Genomic DNA, 17513 nt, shown 5'->3' on the forward strand with positions numbered 1-17513 from the left:
ACCGTAGGGACGGCCCGTTTCCCCGCCGTTGCCCCGGTGTAACAGCGTGTGACGCGCGCCTCTCGGCGAGTGCCGCCGGCCGTGAGGGCTTCGTTACGCCCGTGACACCGGAGGCGTGCTCGCACGAAACGCGCGATCCCTACCGTTGCCTCATCGCGTCCGACCGGATGCGGTGGCCCACCCGCAGGAAGAAGGCGCAGCGATGACCCTCCTCGATCGGCTCGCCCCCGCGACCGCCACCACCTGGGTGCCGGTCTGCGCCGTCGGCGACCTCGAGCCGCTCTGGGGCGAGGCCGCCCTGGTCGGCGGTGTGCAGCTCGCCCTGTTCCTCCTGCCCGACGGGCGGGTGCGGGCCGTCTCGAACCTCGACCCCGCGACCGGCGCGGCCGTGCTCTCGCGCGGCATCGTCGGCTCGCGTCTGGTCGACGGGGTGCAGCGGCCCACGATCGCCTCGCCCCTGCACAAGGACGTCTTCGACCTCGAGACCGGCGCCTGCTTCACACGAGCGGAGCTGCACCTCGCCACCTGGCAGGTGCGCGAGAGCGACGGCACGATCGAGGTCGCCCAGCGGACCGCTCTGGTCGCCGCGTCCCACGGGACCTCCGACGACGACGGGAGACGTGCCGTCGCCGCGCTGGTCGAGGCGGTCCGCCGGGCCAACCCGGCGCTGGACGTGCTCGACTCCTTCGTCGACGTGCAGCAGCCCGACGTCCCCGCGACCCTGGGCTCTCTCGAGCCGGGCCGACCGGCGGTGGTCGTGCCGCTGCTGCTCTCGGCCGGCTACCACGTGCACGTCGACCTCGCCGAGGCCGCGGCGGAGGCGGAGCGGCCGGTGCGGGTCTCGGGCGCGCTCGGACCCGATCCCCGCCTGGCGCGCGTGCTCGCCCGCCGGCTCCACGAGGCAGGGCTCGACGACGGCGACCGCGTCGTGCTCGCCGCTGCCGGCTCGAGCGACGCCGGTGCCGTCGCGGACTGCTGGACCACCGGCCGCCTCCTCGCCGCCGAGCTCGGCCGCGAGGTGAGCACCTCGTTCATCTCGGCCGCCGAGCCGCGGATCGCGGAGGCGGTCGCCGCCGAGCGCGCCGCCCACCCCGGCGCGCGCGTCGTGGTCGCCACCTACCTGCTCGCGCCCGGCTACTTCGCCGGCCTGGCCGCCACCGCGGGGGCCGACCTCGCCTCCGCTCCCCTCCTCACCGCCGTCGATCCGCCCGCCCGCGAGCTGGTCGACATCGTCTCGGAGCTGTTCGGGCGCAACGCCTGACGCCTCCTCCCCGCACCACCACCGCTCCACCTCCCCGTCCCGAGCGCGCCCTCGCGCGCGCCGCCCACCCTCCGGAGGACCACGATGACTGCTGCACCCCCGACCACCGTCCCCACGACCGCCGCCACATCCACCGGCATCATCCGACGGCCGGGCCGCTGGATCGACGGCTGGAACCCCGAGGACCCCGCCCAGTGGGAGGCGGAGGGACGCTCCGTCGCCGCTCGCAATCTGAGGTGGTCGATCTTCGCCGAGTTCCTCGGCTTCGTCGTCTGGCAGCTCTGGTCGGTCGTCGTCGTCTCGCTGCCGGCGGCCGGGTTCGCCTTCGACACCGGGCAGATCTTCTGGCTCATCTCGATGCCGAGCCTCGTCGGCGCCACCCTGCGGATCCCGTACACGTTCATGGTCCCCCGCTTCGGCGGCCGCAACTGGACGATCGTGTCGGCGGGCCTCCTGCTGATCCCGAGCGTCGGACTCGGCATCGCGGTCTCGAATCCGGAGACCCCGTTCGGCGTCATGCTCCTGGTGGCCGCGCTCGCCGGCTTCGGCGGCGGCAACTTCGCCAGCTCGATGGCGAACATCACCTTCTTCTACCCGCACGCGCAGAAGGGCTGGGCTCTGGGGCTCAACGCCGCGGGCGGCAACCTGGGCGCCTCCGTCGCGCAGCTCGTCGTGCCGATCGCGATCACCGTCGGCGCCGCGGCCACGCTGAACCTGCCGATCGCCGGCTTCCTCTGGGTCCCCCTGATCGTCGTGGCGATGATCGGCGCCGCCAAGCGCATGGACAACCTCTCGACCGCGAAGTCCGACGTCGCCGCCTCCCTCGCCGCGCTCCGCGAGCCGCACCTCTGGCTGCTGGCCGTGCTCTACATCGGCACCTTCGGGTCCTTCATCGGATTCGCCGGCGTGTTCCCGAAGCTCATCGCCGACACCTTCCCCGAGTTCTCCGGCTTCGCCGTCGGCTCGGCGACGGTCGGCCTCGCGTTCCTCGGCTCCCTGGTGGGCTCGCTGTCCCGCCCCTCCGGCGGCCGTCTGGCCGACCGCTTCGGCGGAGCGCCTGTCACGGTCCTCGCCTTCGTCGCCATGGGCGCCGGGATCCTCGGCGTGATCGCGACACTGCCGCTCGGCAGCTTCTGGCTCTTCCTCGCCTGCTTCCTCGTGCTCTTCTCGGCGGCCGGTATCGGCAACGGCGCGACCTACCGCATGATCCCCACGGTGTTCGCCCTCCGCGCCCGCCAGCGCGGCGACGACGGCATCGGCGCCCAGCGCACGTCCGCCGCGGCGCTCGGCCTGATCTCGGCGATCGGCGCCTACGGCGGCTTCGTGATCCCCCAGCTGCTCGGCTTCTCCAAGACCGAGTTCGGCGACTACACCACGGCGCTGGGCTGGTTCGTCGGCGCCTACGCGGTGATGCTCGCGATCACGGCCGGCGTCTACCTCCGCCTCGCCGCGAAGACGGGGACCCGGATCTGACGATGAGCGCCCCCGCCCCGACCGACTCCCACTGCCCGTACTGCGCCCTGCAGTGCGCGATGACGCTGACACCCGCGGCGGGCCCCGTACCCGTGGCGGTCGAGGGGAGGGAGTTCCCGACGAACCGGGGCGGGCTCTGCGCCAAGGGCTGGACCTCCGCCGAGCTGCTGGCGAGCGGACAGCGCCTGGTCTCCCCGCTGCTGCGCGGCGCCGACGGCGTCCTCGCGGAGGCGTCGTGGGAGGAGGCGCTCGACGCGGTCGCCGGGGCGGTGCGCGGCGTCCGGGAGCGGCACGGCGCCGACGCGGTGGCCGTCTTCGGCGGCGGGGGCCTCACCAACGAGAAGGCCTACCAGCTCGGGAAGTTCGCTCGGATCGCTCTCGGCACCTCCCGGATCGACTACAACGGCCGCTTCTGCATGTCCTCGGCCGCGGCGGCCGGCAACCGCGCCTTCGGCGTCGATCGCGGACTGCCGTTCCCGGTGTCCGACCTCGACGACGCCGACACGATTCTGCTCCTGGGCTCGAACGTCGCCGCGACGATGCCGCCGCTTCTCGCCCACTTCGCCGGTGCCCGCTCGCGGGGCGGCCTGGTGGTCGTCGACCCGCGCCGCTCGGCCACCGTGCGGCTGACGGAGGAAGGCGCCGGCACGCATCTGCAGCCCGCCCCGGGGACGGATCTGCCGCTCCTGCTCGGGCTGACCCACCTGGTCTTCGCCGAGGGCCTCGCCGACACCGCCTACCTCGCCGCGCGCACGACCGGCGCCGAGGCGGTGCGCCGCAGCGTCTCGGCGTGGTGGCCGGAGCGCACGTCCGCGGTCACGGGCGTGCCGACCACGCTCCTCCGCTCCCTCGCGCGCCGGCTCGCCGCGGGGCGGTCGTTCGTGCTGACCGGCCGCGGGGTCGAGCAGCACGTCGACGGCACCGACACCGCGACCGCCGCGATCAACCTCGCTCTCGTGCTCGGCCTGGTGGGCCGCGAGGGGTCGGGGTACGGCACGCTCACCGGTCAGGGCAACGGCCAGGGCGGACGCGAGCACGGCCAGAAGGCCGATCAGCTCCCGGGGTACCGCTCCATCCGCGATCCGGAGGCGCGGCGCCACGTCGCCGCCGTCTGGGACGTGACGCCCGAATCGATCCCCGGCCCGGGCCTGCCCGCCACCGCCCTGCTCGCCGAGCTCGGACGCTCCGTGCACTGCCTGCTGGTGCACGGCTCCAACGTGGTCGTCTCGGCTCCGGACGCCGACGCCGTCCGCGCCGGGCTCGAGGCCCTGGACACGCTGGTCGTCTGCGACTTCTTCCTCTCCGAGACCGCCGCGCTGGCCGATGTGGTGCTCCCGGTGCCGCAGTGGGCGGAGGAGGAGGGCACGATGACCTCGCTCGAGGGCCGGGTGCTCCGCCGCCGCCGGGCGATCGACCCGCCGGCGGGAGTGCGCAGCGAGCTCTGGATCATGAGCGAGCTGGCGCGCCGTCTCGACGCCCCCTCGAGCTGGTCGGCGGTCCCCTCGGAGGTGTTCGACGAGCTGGCCCGCGCGTCCGCGGGAGGCGTGGCCGACTACTCCGGCCTCTCGCACGCCCTGCTCGACACCGGGATCGCCGCCCACTGGCCCTACCCCGCGGGCGGCACGGGGACGCCGCGCCTCTTCGCTGAGCGCTTCGGGCACCCCGACGGCCGGGCGCGCCTGGTCGCCGTCATCCCCGCCGTCCCTGACGTCGTGGACCGCGGCGAGGAGCTGACCCTCGTGACCGGCCGCTACCTCCAGCAGTACCAGTCGGGCACCCAGACCCGGCGGGTCGCGGAGCTCGATGCGGCCCGCCCCGAGGCTCGACTCGAGATCCACCCGGCGACCGCCTCCCGGCTCGGCGTCCGCGACGGAGCACCTGTGGCGATCGGGAACGCGCGCGGCGTGGTCCGCGCCCGCGCGAGCGTCACCGCGGACATCCGCCACGACACGGTGTTCCTGCCCTTCCACTACGCGGGTGAGCAGTGCGCGAACCTCCTCACCGAGGCCGTCGTGGACCCGGTGTCGTCGATGCCCGAGTTCAAGCGCACGCGGGTCTGGGTCCGCGCGGAAGGGACGGCACATGCCTGAGACACCTCCCGAGCGGATCGTCCTGATCGGCTATGGCCCCGTCGGCTCGCGCTTCGTCGAGGAGCTGCTGCCGGCCGTGCGGGCCGGTCTGGTCGCGCTGACGGTGGTCGGCGCCGAGAGCGACGACCCGTACAACCGTGTCCTGCTCGCGGAGTACGCCGTCGGCCGGGCGACCCGCGAGCGCCTCGACCTCGGCGACCGGACGGCGGCGGAGGCGGCGGGCGTCGTCCTGCGCCTGGGAGCGGCCGTCGTGGGGATCGACCGCGCGCGGAACGTCGTGCGGCTGCACGACGGCGAGCGGCTGCCCTACGACCGCCTCGTCCTGGCCACCGGCGCCCGGGCGAACGTGCCGACCCTCGCCGGGATGGAGCGGTCCCGACGCGAGCGGACGGTGCGCGCCGCCGATCCGGAGTCGCTCGACGCGGGCTCCCGGCCCCTCCCGGAGCGGGTGGTGGCGCTGCGCGACCTGGCCGACGCCCGGGTGGTCCGCGAGTCCGTGCGCTCCGGCGCGCGCCTCGTCGTGCTCGGGGCGGGAGTGCTCGGGATCGAGTTCGCCCTCGCGGCCGCCGAGCAGGGCGCCCAGGTGGTGGTGGTCTTCCACGGCGACATCCCGATGGCCCGCAATCTCGACACGGGCGGGGGCCGGATGCTGGCCGCGGCCGCCCGCGCGGCCGGCGTCGAGATGGTGGCGCACGCCCGGTCCGAGAGCGTCCTGCTCGCGCACGACGACCGCGGCCGTGCGCACTTCCAGGCGCTCGTCTGCGCTGACGGCAAGCAGATCGAGGGGGATCTGCTGGTGCTCTCGTGCGGTGTCGGTGCGCGGGTCGAGCTGGCCGCGGGCGCGGAGCTCGCCGTCTCGACCGGGATCCTGGTCGATGAGCAGCTGCGCAGCTGGAGCGACCCGGACGTCTTCGCGATCGGCGACTGCGCGCACGTCGCCCCCCGCGGCTCGGCCCTGCCCGACGGCCGCGTGCCCGGCGGACCGAGCGGACTGATCGGTCCGGGATGGGAGCAGGCGGACCGGCTCGCAGCGCGGATCCGGGCGGAGGCGGAGGGCCGCTGCGGCGAGGAGCGCGTCCCCGACGCCCGACCGGCGGTCGTGATGCTGAAGGCCGAGGGCGTCGACCTCGTGGCAGGAGGCGACGTGGCCCCGGAGCCGTGGGACCCGCACCGCCCGGGCGAGGAGCACCTCGAGGTGACGCTGTGGGCTGACCCCGCCCGCGGCGGCTACGCCAAGCTCGTGACCGCAGGAGGAGTGCTGCGCGGGTTCGTCTCGGTGGGTCTGCCCCGGGTCGGCGCCGAGCTCAGCCTCCTCTTCGAGCGGGGCTCGGAGCTGCCGGCGGACCGGTCGAGCCTCCTGCGTCTGGACGCCCCGGATGCGGGCGCCGCGGCGACCGGCGATCCGTTCGCCCCCGATGCCACGGTCTGCTGGTGCAACGGCGTGACGGCGGCGGTGATCACCGATGCGGCTGCGGCGGGACACGGGACGGTCGCCTGCGTCGGGCGGGCGACCCGCGCCGGCACGGGCTGCGGCGGCTGCACCGGTCGTATCGCCGAGCTGCTCGCGCGGACGGCGGTCCCCGCCTGATCGCCGCGAGGACCGGGCCTCGCCGCCTCAGCGGTCGAGCGCCTCCGCGAGGCGCCGGGTGACCGCCCGCAGTTCGAGCTCGACCCCGCGGACGCGCTCGTCGAGAGCCGCCGCGGTGTCGGCGGCCTGCTCGGCGGCCGCCGCATCCGCCGCCTCGGACGAGGCGCGGTCGGCCGCGACCGACGCGCTGAGCTCGTCCAGCGCCTCCCGGAGGCCCGCCGACTCGTCGCGCAGCACGGAGACGTCGCCCTGCACCGCGCTCAGCTCGCCGCGGAGCCCGGCCACCTCGTCGCGCAGGGCCGCCGTCTCGGCGCGCAGCTCCTCCGTGCGCAGCCGCGCCTGCTCGAACCAGGGGGCGACCAGCCGGTGCACCGCGTCGCGGAGCACGACGCCGCCGCGGCCGAGCCGGGTGGGCGCGGAGCCGGGGTCCTGGAGGAAGTCGTGGTCAGTGGTCATCGTCGTGGTCCCGTCCGGAGAAGCGGCGGTGGAGCACGTCCATCGCCCGCAGATCCTTGTCCATGATGTCGGCCTCGAGGGTGGTGTCGGCGAGGCGGTCGGCGAGGCCCGGCCGGGAGCGGCGCTCGAGCGAGGCCTCGATCAGCTCGACGGAGCGCTCGAACGAGAGCGGTCCGCGCGCCGCGGCCCGGCCCCGCCGACCGAGCGCCTCGAGGTCCACCGCCCCGCTCGCCACGTCCCGCATCGCCTCGAGGAGCGTCGGGGCGGAGCGGGTGATCTTGATGCAGTCGACGCCGTCGATGAGGAACTCCGCTACTCCGCTGGCCGCCGTCACGATCGGCACGGCGCCCGCCGCGGCCGCCTCGACCGGCGCGACGCCGAACGCCTCTCCGGCCCAGGTCGGGAAGAGGAACGCGTCGGCGCGGCCGTGCGCGGCGAGCACCTCGGCGTGGGGCGTCGGTCCGTGGAACTCGACCAGGCCGTCCAGGCCCGCCTCGTCCGCCCGGGCGCGCCAGCCGTCCACGTCTCCATCGCCGTAGAGGTCCACACGGAAGTCGCGGGTCTCCTCCGCGAGAGACGCCGCCGCCTCCAGCACCAGCCCGACGCCCTTGTGCTCGCCCAGCGACGCGGCGAACGTGAACCGGGTGGTCCCGCCCTCGCGGTAGCGCCGCGGCTCCGCGGTGTCAGGGGGAACGGACACTCCCCGCCCGATCACCTCGACCTCGCCCAGGCTCAGCCCGCCGGCCTCGATCGCGTCGACGAGGGAGCGGCTGACCGCGACGATCTCGCCGCGGTCGAAGTGGTCGGGGGCGTCAGCGCCGTAGACGCGGAGCACGCGCTCGGGCAGCCCGTCGACCAGGGCGTTCGGGATGCGGTCGCCGAGGTTCCACATCCACGGGGCCTCCACCGCCCGCAGCAGGTCGATCAGCGCGAGGCCGCCGATCCCGAGCAGGTTGAAGGCCACCACGTGGGTCGGCGCGAAGTCGCGCAGCTCCTCGAGCAGGATGCGGGTGTTCTCGAACCGGGAGACGGCACTCTCGTGGTGCATCAGCTGAGCGATCTCGCCGCCGGTCTGCGGCAGCGGGAAGTAGGTGCGCAGGCTCAACGTGCGGTGCACCTCGACGCCCGAGGGCTCCGGCGGCAGGTAGGTCGGCGTGGTCAGCACACGCACGGTGTGGCCGCGGGCCGCCATCGCCTCCGCGACGCGCGCACAGGTCATCTCGTATCCGCCGAGCACCTGCGGCGGATAGAGGTTGCTCACGAACAGCAGGCGCATCAGCGCACCTCCCCTCTCGCGGAGGCGTCGGCCGCGATCCGCGCCGTCACCTCGGGCGTGTAGGCCGCGCGGGCCTGGCGGTCGTTGCCGCCGTCCCAGTAGTTGACGAGGTAGAGCCCGGACTGCTGCGTCCGCGGCACGAACGGGAACAGCTGGGCCCGGGGCTCGATCTGCGCGATCCGGTAACCGGCGTCGACCGCGCGCACGTGCAGCCAGATGTCGTCGGCGTCCGGGGCGATCTCGCGGAACGCGTCCCCGTGCGCGGCGATCTCGCCGAGGAGCGGGGCGGGCAGCAGCTGCCCGGAGACGGAGGTGCCGAAGACATCGGTCGACGCGCGCGTGTCGGCGACCGGCGTCCAGTTCGTGTACGGAGCCACGGCGCCGTCGACGATCCCCACCCGGTGGGCGCGGTAGCAGAGCACGGTCTCGCGGGGGTAGCGCGAGCGGGCGTCGAGCAGGCCCCTCAGCCAGGTGCGCGGGTACACGATGTCGTCGTCGGAGGTGACGAGGTCGCGCTCCCCCGCCCGGCCCGAGAGCAGGTGCGGGTAGTACTTCGTGTGCACGCGGTAGCCGTCGACCAGGCGGATCTCGACGCCGCGGCGGCGGAGGCGTCGCAGCGGCGCGGGCAGGTCGGCGTGCAGGGCCGGGTCGTCGAGCCAGAGCACCAGGCGCGCGGGTCGGGCGTCGCCGCGGGCGATGGACTCGAGCGCCACGTGGACCCGCTGCAGCCGCTCGCCGTGCGTGGTCATCGTCACCACGACCTCGCCCGCCGGATCGACTGCCGAGCGGCGGGAGAAGCGGTTGGCCAGGTCGAGCAGCAGCAGCTCGCGCCGGAGCGCGGGCGAGGGGTGGTCGATCGGCCGGGCGGCGATCACGGCGGCGCGGCGCTCCGAGAGGCGCTGAGGGGCGGAGCGGACGACCCGGGCCGCGGAGCGCAGCCGCGTGCGGGGGCGGACACGACGGCCCAGCGCCGCGAGGCGCGTGCGGGGCCGGACGCGCCGGCCGACGGCGGCGAGAGCGGGATGCATCGGTCCAGGTTAGCCGGAGGCGCCCGGGGGCCCTGAGCCGGTCAGGGCTCGTCGACGACCGCGAAGGCCCGCACCGGGAAGGTCCCGAAGCCCCGCACCTTCGGCGGCACGGCGGTGAAGCGCGCCCCTGTCGCCGGCAGCCCGCCGAGGCCGGTGAGGTGCTCGACGACGTGCACTCCCGCGGCGAGGAGGGCCGAGTGCGCGGGCCGCGATCCGCCCGACTCCGTGTCGTCGATGTTCACCGAGTCGATGCCGACCAGCACCGCGCCGGCGGCGACGAGCGCCTCCGCCGCCTCGCCGCTGAGGAAGGGGGCGCCCCTGCCGTACCCGGGCGTGGCGAAGTGCGCGTCCCAGCCGGTGCGGAGGAGGACGGCGGCGCCGCGGACGTCGAGTCCCGCGACCGCGTCCGCACTGATGCCCCGTCCGGTGGCTCCGGTCGCGTCGACCACGACGGCAGGCAGATCGACCAGCGTCTCGAGGCGGAGAGCGGCGAGATCGGCTCCGCCCTCGTAGCGGTGGAACGGGCTGTCGAGGTAGGTGCCCGTGTTCCCGATCATCTCGATGACGTCCATCGCGAACTCGGTGCCGGGCGCGTAGGAGGCGCGGGACGCCTCACGCGTGAGGTGCGGCCGGATGCGCGGAGCGGGCAGGCCCGGGTAGGTCACCAGCCCGTCCGCGACGGTGTGGCTGAGGTCGACGAAGCGGCGCGAGGAGGTCATGCGCCCGATCCTGGCAGGGGCCGGATCGGGCGCACCATCGAGATGCCGCCCCGCGGGGCGGCGTTCCCGCCTCTACTTCTTCGGCAGCGCCGCCGACAGGTCCGCGATCAGGTCGGACGAGTCCTCGAGGCCCACCGAGAGGCGCACCAGCGACTCCGAGACCTCCAGCGGCGTGCCCTTCACCGACGCGTGCGTCATCTCGCTCGGGTAGCCGATCAGCGACTCGACGCCGCCCAGCGACTCCGCGAGCTGGAACAGCTCGGTCGACTCGGCGAACTTCCGGGCCGCGCGCGGCGTCGCGAGCTCGAGCGAGAGCATCCCGCCGAACCGCGACATCTGGCGCTTCGCCAGCTCGTGGCCGGGGTGCGAGGGCAGGCCCGGGTAGTGCACGGCCGTCACCGCCGGGTGCTCGACGAGGAACTCGGCGACCGCCTGCGCGTTGACGGAGTGGCGCTCCATCCGCACCCCGAGGGTCTTGATGCCGCGGACCGTGAGCCACGCGTCCATCGGGCCCGAGATCGCTCCGACCGCGAACTGCAGGAACGCGATCTTCTCGGCCAGCGGCCCCGAGCGCAGGGCGAGCGCGCCGCCGACGACGTCCGAGTGGCCGCCGAGGTACTTCGTGGTCGAGTGCACGACCACGTCGGCACCGAGGGCCAGCGGCTGCTGCAGGGCGGAGGAGGCGAAGGTGTTGTCGACGACGACGATCAGGTCGTGCGCGTGGGCCAGGTCGGCGAGCTCGGCGATGTCGCTGATGGTCATCAGCGGGTTCGACGGGGTCTCGACCCAGAGCATCTTCGTCTCGCCGGGGACGATCGCCCGCTGCACCTCGCGGAGGTTCGACATGTCGACGGCCGTGTTGCGCACGCCCCAGGCGCTGTGCACCCGGTCGATCAGGCGGTGGCTGCCGCCGTACGCGTCGTTGCCCAGGACGACGTGGTCGCCGGGCGCGAGGGCGGCGCGCAGCAGGGTGTCCTCGGCGGCGAGGCCGGAGGAGAAGGAGTAGGCGACGTCCGCGCCCTCGAGCGAGGCGATGAGCTCCTGGAGCGAGTCGCGCGTCGGGTTCGCCGAGCGGGCGTACTCGTAGCCGCCCCGGAGACCGCCGATGCCGTCCTGGACGAACGTGGAGGTCATGTAGACGGGCGGCACGACCGCCCCGGTGGTCGGATCGAACTCCTGGCCGGCGTGGATGGCGCGGGTGTCGAAGTGCTGCTTCTTGGGCATGGTGCGGGCTCCCTGGGTCGGAGGTGCGGAGGCGGCGGCCGTCAGGCCGTGGCGTAGGTGAGGAGGTCCTGTCGGGTGATCACCGCGACGGGCTTGCCCTCGTCGGTGACGAGGAGGGCGCTGTGCTCGGTGAGCGCGGCGCGGGCGGCGGTGATGCTCTCGCCGAGCCCGATCAGCGCGAGCGCGTCGCCCACGCAGTCGCCGAGCGGGTCGTTCATCGAGGCGGATCCGGCGAAGACGCGGTCGAGCAGCTCGCGCTCGTCGACGGCTCCGACGACCTCGCCCATCACGACCGGCGGCTCGGCGGTCAGCACCGGGAGCTGCGAGACGCCGTACTCGGTCATGATGCCGATCGCGTCGCGGATCGTGTCGGTCGGGTGAGCGTGCACGAGCGCCGGGAGGTCGGCCTGCCCGCTCGCCGCCCGCGCGCGGAGCACGTCGCGGACGGTGCCCTCGTCGCGCATCTCGAGGAAGCCGTAGGAGCGCATCCAGCGGTCGTTGAAGATCTTGCCGAGGTAGCCGCGCCCGCCGTCCGGCAGGAGCACGACGACCACGTCGTCCGGCCCGAGACCGGCGGCGGCCTTGAGCGCGACGGAGACGGCGAGCCCGCTCGATCCGCCGACGAGCAGCCCCTCCTCGCGTGCGAGGCGGCGGGTCATCGCGAACGACTCGGCGTCGCTGGAGGCGATGATCCGGTCGACCACGCTCGGGTCGTACGCGCTCGGCCAGAAGTCCTCGCCGACGCCCTCGGTCAGGTACGGGCGACCGCCGCCGCCCGAGTAGACGGAGCCCTCGGGGTCGGCGCCGACGATCTGCACGCGGCCCTCCGACACCTCCTTGAGGTAGCGGCCGACGCCGCTGATGGTGCCGCCCGTGCCGACTCCCGCGACGAAATGGGTGAGCCGGCCGGCGGTGTCGCGCCAGATCTCGGGGCCCGTGGTCTCGTAGTGGCTGAGCGGTCCGTTGAGGTTCGCGTACTGGTTGGGCTTGAAGGCGCCGGGGATCTCGCGGGCGAGGCGGTCCGAGACGGAGTAGTAGGAGGCGGGGTCCTCCGGAGCGACGGCCGTCGGCGTCACGACGATCTCGGCCCCGTAGGCGGTGAGGACGTTGCGCTTGTCCTCCCCCACCTTGTCCGGCAGCACGAACACGCAGCGGTAGCCGCGCTGCTGCGCGACGAGGGCGAGGCCGATGCCGGTGTTGCCGCTGGTCGGCTCCACGATGGTGCCGCCGGGCTTCAGCAGCCCGTCGCGCTCGGCGGCGTCGATGATGCGGGTCGCGATGCGGTCCTTCGACGAGCCGCCGGGGTTCAAGTACTCGACCTTGACCAGCACGGTCGCCTGCACGCCCGCCGCGACCGGGCCCAGCTTCACCAGCGGGGTGTCGCCGATGAGGTCGAGGACCGAATCGGCGTAGGCCATCCCGGTCTCCGGGCGTGCGGGAAGGGCGCGATCCAGGCTCATCCCGCCAGCGTAGCAACCGGCTCCCGGCGTGTGACGGGGGTGGGCGGAGGCACAGGGAGCGGTCTCGGGAGGGGAGTGCCGCCGGTCGCGCCGGTGCCCTATCGTGGGGGTCCGCGAGCGCCGCCGTCGACCCGGAACGGACCCCGAATGACCTCACCGATCGCCGCACCGCCGCGGCGTCCGGCCGACATCCACCTCCTCCGCCTGCTCGGCCCTGCGCTGGTCGCCGGAGTCGCCTACCTCGACCCGGGCAACGTCGCCAGCAACATGACGGCCGGCGCCCGGTTCGGCTACCTCCTGGTCTGGGTGGTGGTGCTCGGCAACCTGATGGCCTGGCTCATCCAGTACCTCTCGGCGAAGCTCGGCCTGATGACCGGCCGCAGCCTCCCCGAGCTGCTCGGCGACCGCCTGCGCGGCCGCTGGGGCCGCCGGGCCTACTGGCTGCAGGCCGAGACGGTCGCGATGGCGACCGACCTGGCCGAGGTGATCGGCGGCGCGATCGCGCTGAACCTGCTCTTCGGACTGCCGCTGCTGGCCGGCGGCGTGGTCACCGGCGCGGTCTCGCTGGTGCTGCTGCTCGTGCAGACGCGGGGCGGGGCGCAGCCGTTCGAGCGGGTGATCACGGCGCTGATGGTGCTGATCGCCGTCGGCTTCACGGTCGGCGTGGTCGTCGATCCGCCGGACGCGGGCGCGACCGTCGCCGGTCTCGTGCCGCGCTTCGAGGGCTCGGAGTCGGTGCTGCTCGCCGCCTCGATCCTCGGCGCGACCGTCATGCCCCACGCGATCTACGCCCACTCCGCGCTCGCCCGCGACCGCTTCGGCCACGTCGAGGGCGTCGGCGCGCGCCGGAGGATCCTGGTCGCCACCCGGATCGACGTGACGATCGCGCTCGCCATCGCCGGCACCGTGAACCTCGCGATCCTGCTCCTCGCCGCGCACTCCCTCGCGGGAGTCGCCGGGACCGACAGCCTCGAGGGCGCCCACGCGGCCATCGGAGCGGCGCTCGGCCCGGTGGTCGCGACCCTGTTCGCCGTCGGCCTGCTCGCCTCCGGCCTCGCCTCGACCTCGGTCGGCGCGTACGCGGGAGCCGAGATCATGCACGGTCTGCTCCAGGTCCGGGTGCCACTCGTCGCCCGTCGTCTGGTCACGCTGATCCCGGCGCTCCTGGTGCTCGCGATCGGCTTCGACCCGACGCGCGCGCTGGTGCTCAGCCAGGTGGTCCTGTCGTTCGGCATCCCCTTCGCGCTCGTGCCGCTCGTGATCCTGACCCGCGACCGCCGCCTGATGGGCGACCAGACGAACCGCTGGTTCACCACCCTCGCCGCCGCCCTGGCCGCCGTCTTCCTCATCGTCCTGAACGGCCTGCTGCTCTGGCTCACCTTCGCCCCCTGAGCGGAGCGGCGGCGCGCCGTCCCACTCCTCCGCGGCCTCCTCTCCCGCTGATCGAGCGGCCCGCTCCGCATGCGTGTCGAGATCTCCCCTGACCGCGCATTGATCCGATCCGAAGCCTCGCTCGTTATCCTCTGAGAGCGCCTCTCAGGCGCCTGCGCCCGCCCCAGGCGCCTTCCGCCCTCAGAACGAGAGACGCCGCCGTGCCCAAAGACACGATGTCCGCCAAGAACCGCGCCCGACAGGAGAAGCTCGAGGCCTACAAGCGCGAGCAGGACCGCCGCAAGCGCGGCTCCCGCATCTGGATCTGGTCGCTGTCGGCCCTGGCCGTCCTCGCGGTCGGCGGGATCGTCGCGGTCACCGTCTTCGGGAACCAGCAGATCGTCGAGGCGCGCGAGATCGACGGCCTGCAGACCTTCGACAACGACGCCACCCACGTCGCCGGCGCCGTCGACTACCCGCAGACCCCGCCGGCGGGCGGCCCGCACAACGCCGTGTGGATGAACTGCGGCGTCTACGACGAGCCCGTCCCGAACGAGAACGCGGTGCACGACCTCGAGCACGGCGCCGTCTGGGCCACCTACGACCCCGAGCTCCCGCAGAGCGAGGTCGACGCGCTGATCGCCGCGATGCCCGACACCTACTCCGTCGTCTCGCCCTACGAGGGCCTCGAGTCGCCCATCGTGCTGAGCGCCTGGGACGCCCAGGTCGCGATCGACTCGCCCGAGGACCCCCGCATCGACGCCTTCGTCGAGCGCTTCTGGCAGTCCTCGAGCGCTCCGGAGCCCGGCGCCCCCTGCACCGGAGGGATCGATGCGCCCGGCAAGCAGTAGGGGCCGGATCCTCGTCGCCGCGGTCGCCGTGGTCGCGCTCCTCCTCGGGGCGGCCGGCGGCTACCTCTTCGGCGCGCTCGCCCCGTTCGCCTCCGCGGCGACGCCCTCGAGCGCCAGCGCCGAAGCGGGCTTCGCGCGCGACATGCAGGTGCACCACCTGCAGGGCGCCGAGCTGGCGATGATCGCCCGCGAGCGCAGCGCCGACGACGAGGTCCTCACCGTCTCGAAGGACATCCTGCTCACCCAGCAGCAGCAGGCCGGGCAGCTCTTCGGCTGGCTGAACTCGTGGGGCCTGCCGCAGGCTGCTCCGGAGCCCTCGATGACCTGGATGGGCCGGCCGACCCTGGCCGGAGCCGCCGACGAGCACTCGTCGATGGGGATGGGGACCGAGGACGGAGTCGTGCCGGCGAGCATGCCCGGTCTCGCGACACCGGACCAGATCACCGCCCTCAGCAGCGCGTCGGGCCGCGACTTCGACCGGATGTTCCTCGAGCTGATGATCGCCCACCACCGCGGCGCGATCGACATGGCCGAGGCGCTGCTCGCCCGGAGCCGCGTGACGGTCGCCACCGACTTCGCCTCCTCCGTCGTGAAGGCCCAGGAGGCCGAGATCTCGCTGATGGAGCAGATGCTCGAGGACCGGCCGGCGGAGTGACCGACTCCGGCGCGGGCGACGGCGGCTGAGAGCGATGCGCCTCCCCACCGGGGAGGGGCACATGCTCTCCGCCGACGTCGTGCACGGGGCCCGGCGACTCAGACGGCGTCGGCTGCGAGTAGCCCCGCGGGGGCCGCGGCCGCCTATCCGCGGCTCAGCCCTGGAGGGCCGACTCCGTCTGCTGCGCGTAGAGCGAGGCGTAGAGACCGCCGAGGCCGAGCAGCTCGCGGTGGGTGCCCGATTCGACGATCCGTCCGCCCTCGACGACGTGGATGACGTCGGCCGACACGATGGTCGAGAGCCGGTGGGCGATCGCGATGGTGGTGCGGCCGCGGGCGGCGTCGTCGAGCGCGGTCTGGACGATCCGCTCCGAGACGGTGTCGAGGGCGCTGGTCGCCTCGTCGAGGATGAGGACCGCCGGGTCCTTCAGCAGGACGCGGGCGATCGCGAGCCGCTGCTTCTCGCCTCCGGAGAGCCGGTAGCCACGCTCGCCGACCAGCGTGTCGTAGCCGTCGGGGAACGACGTGATCGTCGCGTGGATGTTCGCGGCGCGGGCGGCCGCCTCCAGCTCCTCCTGCGTCGCGTCGGGGCGGGCGTAGCGGAGGTTGTCGCCGATCGTCGCGTGGAAGAGGTAGGTCTCCTGGCTGACGATGCCGATGTGCGAGACGAGCGACTCCTGCCGCAGCTCGCGCACGTCGGTACCGGCGAAGCGCACCGCTCCCCCTGCCACGTCGTAGAGGCGCGGGACGAGATACGAGATGGTGGTCTTGCCCGCGCCGGAGGGACCGACGAAGGCCACGAACTGGCCCGGCTCGATCGCGACCGAGACGTGGTCGAGCGTCGGGCGCGCGTCCTCCGCCTGGTCGGGGTAGCGGAACACGACGTCGTCGAGCTCGACCCGGCCGAGCTCGCCCGAGACCTCGCGTGCATCGGCCCGGTCCGTGATCGCCGGGCGCAGGTCCAGGTACTCGAAGATGCGGGCGAACAGCGCTCCGGCCGTCTGCAGGTCGAGCGCGACGCGCATCAGGCCCAGGAGCGGCCACATCAGGCGCGCCTGCACGGTGGTGAAGGCCACGACGGTCCCGGCGGTGACGGTGGTGCCGCCGAGGATCAGCCAGGCGGCCACGAGGTACACGATCACGGGGATGACCGAGAGGAAGATCTGCACCATCGCGAAGAACCACTGGCCGGACATCTGCTGCCGCACCTGGAGCTCGATCTGGCGGCCGTTCTCGTCGGCGTAGCGCGTCACCTCCGACTCCTGGCGGCCGAAGCTCTTGGCCAGGAGGATGCCCGAGACGCTCAGGGTCTCCTGGGTGATCGCGGTCATCTCGGACAGCGACTCCTGCGTCTTCGTCGCGATGCGCGCCCTCACCTGGCCGACGCGGCGCTGGGCCACGACGAGCACCGGAGTGAGGACGAGGGCGACGATCGTCATCTGCCACGAGAGCAGGAGCATCGCGACGACGGCCGCGATCACGGTGACGGTGTTGCCCAGCACGCTCGAGACGGTGTTCGTGAGCACGTTGGCCACGCCGCCCACGTCGTTGGCGAGGCGCGACTGGATGACGCCGGTGCGGGTGCGGGTGAAGAAGCCGAGCTCCATCGCCTGCAGGTGGCGGAAGAGGCGGATGCGCAGCTCCCCCATGACCGTGTTGCCGACGGTCGCGGTGAGGTAGGTCTGCCAGACGCCGAGGATCGCCGAGAACGCCCAGACCAGCACCATGACGCCGACCAGCTCGAGCAGCACCGGGAGGTTCGGGCGTCCGCCGGGCGGGAAGAGCCCGCGGTCGAAGGCCAGCTGGGTGAGGAGCGGCGGCACAACCGTGAGGGCGGCGCCGACGAGCACGAGGATCACGGTGAGCGTGAGCTTGGGGCGGTGGTCGCGGAAGAGTCCCGCGATGCGCCGGAGCAGGTCGTCGACCTTCGGAGCCGCCGCGTTGATCTCCCGCTGGCTGTCCGGATCGCTGCTCGAGATCCTCCCGCCGCGCGCCCCTCCGCGCATCCCGCCGCCTGCCGCGACGTCACCCATCCTGCTCACGGCTCGACCCTAGCCCCGCC

The 17513-nt window shown here is 73.8% G+C and carries 14 protein-coding genes; 7 read left to right on the forward strand and 7 right to left on the reverse strand.

Annotation, left to right across the window (positions count from 1 at the left end; translation table 11 throughout):
* Positions 1-202: 202 nt before the first annotated feature.
* From nirD to C5B93_RS13910, 4 genes are all read left to right on the forward strand, one after another.
* Positions 203-1261: a nitrite reductase small subunit NirD gene (gene nirD, locus C5B93_RS17835; RefSeq protein ID WP_104292718.1), complete on the forward strand. Its 1059-nt coding sequence runs from the start codon at positions 203-205 to the stop codon at positions 1259-1261.
* A gap of 84 nt (positions 1262-1345) precedes the next feature.
* Complete coding sequence (locus C5B93_RS13900; protein WP_104224352.1) at positions 1346-2734, forward strand: MFS transporter; 1389 nt, start codon at positions 1346-1348, stop codon at positions 2732-2734.
* A gap of 2 nt (positions 2735-2736) precedes the next feature.
* Positions 2737-4824 (forward strand): molybdopterin oxidoreductase family protein, encoded by a 2088-nt coding sequence (locus tag C5B93_RS13905; protein WP_104234479.1) that lies wholly within the window; start codon positions 2737-2739, stop codon positions 4822-4824.
* Entirely contained in the window at positions 4817-6412 is a 1596-nt protein-coding gene (locus tag C5B93_RS13910; RefSeq protein ID WP_104227174.1) for an NAD(P)/FAD-dependent oxidoreductase, read from the forward strand. Before C5B93_RS13905 ends, C5B93_RS13910 begins: the two co-directional genes overlap by 8 nt.
* 27 nt (positions 6413-6439) lie before the next feature.
* On the opposite strand, the gene C5B93_RS13915 is transcribed toward C5B93_RS13910, so the two are convergent.
* The 6 genes from C5B93_RS13915 to C5B93_RS13940 form a co-directional block, all read right to left on the reverse strand.
* On the reverse strand, positions 6440-6868 hold the full coding sequence (locus tag C5B93_RS13915; protein ID WP_104234477.1) for a hypothetical protein: 429 nt from the start codon (positions 6866-6868) through the stop codon (positions 6440-6442).
* Entirely contained in the window at positions 6858-8144 is a 1287-nt protein-coding gene (locus C5B93_RS13920; RefSeq protein WP_104292719.1) for a glycosyltransferase, read from the reverse strand. Before C5B93_RS13920 ends, C5B93_RS13915 begins: the two co-directional genes overlap by 11 nt.
* Positions 8144-9172 (reverse strand): glycosyltransferase, encoded by a 1029-nt coding sequence (locus C5B93_RS13925; protein WP_104292720.1) that lies wholly within the window; start codon positions 9170-9172, stop codon positions 8144-8146. The genes C5B93_RS13920 and C5B93_RS13925 overlap by 1 nt, the downstream gene beginning before the upstream one ends.
* Positions 9173-9213: 41 nt before the next feature.
* On the reverse strand, positions 9214-9891 hold the full coding sequence (locus tag C5B93_RS13930; RefSeq protein WP_104247709.1) for a cyclase family protein: 678 nt from the start codon (positions 9889-9891) through the stop codon (positions 9214-9216).
* Between the two features lie 72 nt (positions 9892-9963).
* On the reverse strand, positions 9964-11115 hold the full coding sequence (locus tag C5B93_RS13935; protein WP_104224345.1) for a cystathionine gamma-synthase: 1152 nt from the start codon (positions 11113-11115) through the stop codon (positions 9964-9966).
* A gap of 41 nt (positions 11116-11156) precedes the next feature.
* A complete protein-coding gene (locus C5B93_RS13940; protein ID WP_104234473.1) occupies positions 11157-12533 on the reverse strand; it encodes a cystathionine beta-synthase in 1377 nt (458 codons plus the stop codon).
* A 189-nt stretch (positions 12534-12722) separates the two neighbouring features.
* Here C5B93_RS13940 and C5B93_RS13945 point away from each other — a divergent pair, with 189 nt between their 5' ends.
* The 3 genes from C5B93_RS13945 (at position 12723) to C5B93_RS13955 (ending at position 15452) form a co-directional block, all read left to right on the forward strand.
* Positions 12723-13967 carry an Nramp family divalent metal transporter gene (locus C5B93_RS13945; protein WP_104227179.1) on the forward strand — a complete coding sequence of 415 codons (1245 nt, stop codon included), beginning with the start codon at positions 12723-12725 and terminating at the stop codon, positions 13965-13967.
* 200 nt (positions 13968-14167) lie between these two features.
* Positions 14168-14797, forward strand: a complete 630-nt coding sequence (locus C5B93_RS13950; protein WP_244230507.1) for a DUF3105 domain-containing protein — start codon at positions 14168-14170, stop codon at positions 14795-14797.
* Complete coding sequence (locus C5B93_RS13955) at positions 14778-15452, forward strand: DUF305 domain-containing protein (protein ID WP_104224341.1); 675 nt, start codon at positions 14778-14780, stop codon at positions 15450-15452. The genes C5B93_RS13950 and C5B93_RS13955 overlap by 20 nt, the downstream gene beginning before the upstream one ends.
* A 154-nt stretch (positions 15453-15606) precedes the next feature.
* Here the strand turns inward: C5B93_RS13955 and C5B93_RS13960 are convergent, their stop codons facing one another.
* The gene (locus C5B93_RS13960; RefSeq protein ID WP_104247708.1) at positions 15607-17484 is read right to left on the reverse strand and encodes an ABC transporter ATP-binding protein; all 1878 of its coding nucleotides are present in this window, start codon (positions 17482-17484) and stop codon (positions 15607-15609) included.
* Between the last annotated feature and the right edge of the window lie 29 nt (positions 17485-17513).

The sequence above is a fragment of the Rathayibacter sp. AY1A2 genome (assembly GCF_002930935.1).
Lineage (GTDB): Bacteria > Actinomycetota > Actinomycetes > Actinomycetales > Microbacteriaceae > Rathayibacter.

Bases quoted from the DNA above. Each gene is read 5' to 3' on its own strand.
- C5B93_RS13940 (WP_104234473.1), bottom strand. From the start codon at position 12,533: ATGGCCTACGCCGATTCGGTCCTCGACCTCATCGGCGACACCCCGCTG.
- C5B93_RS13930 (WP_104247709.1), bottom strand. From the start codon at position 9,891: ATGACCTCCTCGCGCCGCTTCGTCGACCTCAGCCACACCGTCGCGGAC.
- C5B93_RS13910 (WP_104227174.1), top strand. From the start codon at position 4,817: ATGCCTGAGACACCTCCCGAGCGGATCGTCCTGATCGGCTATGGCCCC.
- C5B93_RS13915 (WP_104234477.1), bottom strand. From the start codon at position 6,868: ATGACCACTGACCACGACTTCCTCCAGGACCCCGGCTCCGCGCCCACC.
- C5B93_RS13945 (WP_104227179.1), top strand. From the start codon at position 12,723: ATGACCTCACCGATCGCCGCACCGCCGCGGCGTCCGGCCGACATCCAC.
- C5B93_RS13920 (WP_104292719.1), bottom strand. From the start codon at position 8,144: ATGCGCCTGCTGTTCGTGAGCAACCTCTATCCGCCGCAGGTGCTCGGC.
- C5B93_RS13960 (WP_104247708.1), bottom strand. From the start codon at position 17,484: ATGGGTGACGTCGCGGCAGGCGGCGGGATGCGCGGAGGGGCGCGCGGC.
- C5B93_RS13935 (WP_104224345.1), bottom strand. From the start codon at position 11,115: ATGCCCAAGAAGCAGCACTTCGACACCCGCGCCATCCACGCCGGCCAG.
- C5B93_RS13925 (WP_104292720.1), bottom strand. From the start codon at position 9,172: ATGCATCCCGCTCTCGCCGCCGTCGGCCGGCGCGTCCGGCCCCGCACG.
- C5B93_RS13955 (WP_104224341.1), top strand. From the start codon at position 14,778: ATGCGCCCGGCAAGCAGTAGGGGCCGGATCCTCGTCGCCGCGGTCGCC.
- C5B93_RS13905 (WP_104234479.1), top strand. From the start codon at position 2,737: ATGAGCGCCCCCGCCCCGACCGACTCCCACTGCCCGTACTGCGCCCTG.
- nirD (WP_104292718.1), top strand. From the start codon at position 203: ATGACCCTCCTCGATCGGCTCGCCCCCGCGACCGCCACCACCTGGGTG.
- C5B93_RS13900 (WP_104224352.1), top strand. From the start codon at position 1,346: ATGACTGCTGCACCCCCGACCACCGTCCCCACGACCGCCGCCACATCC.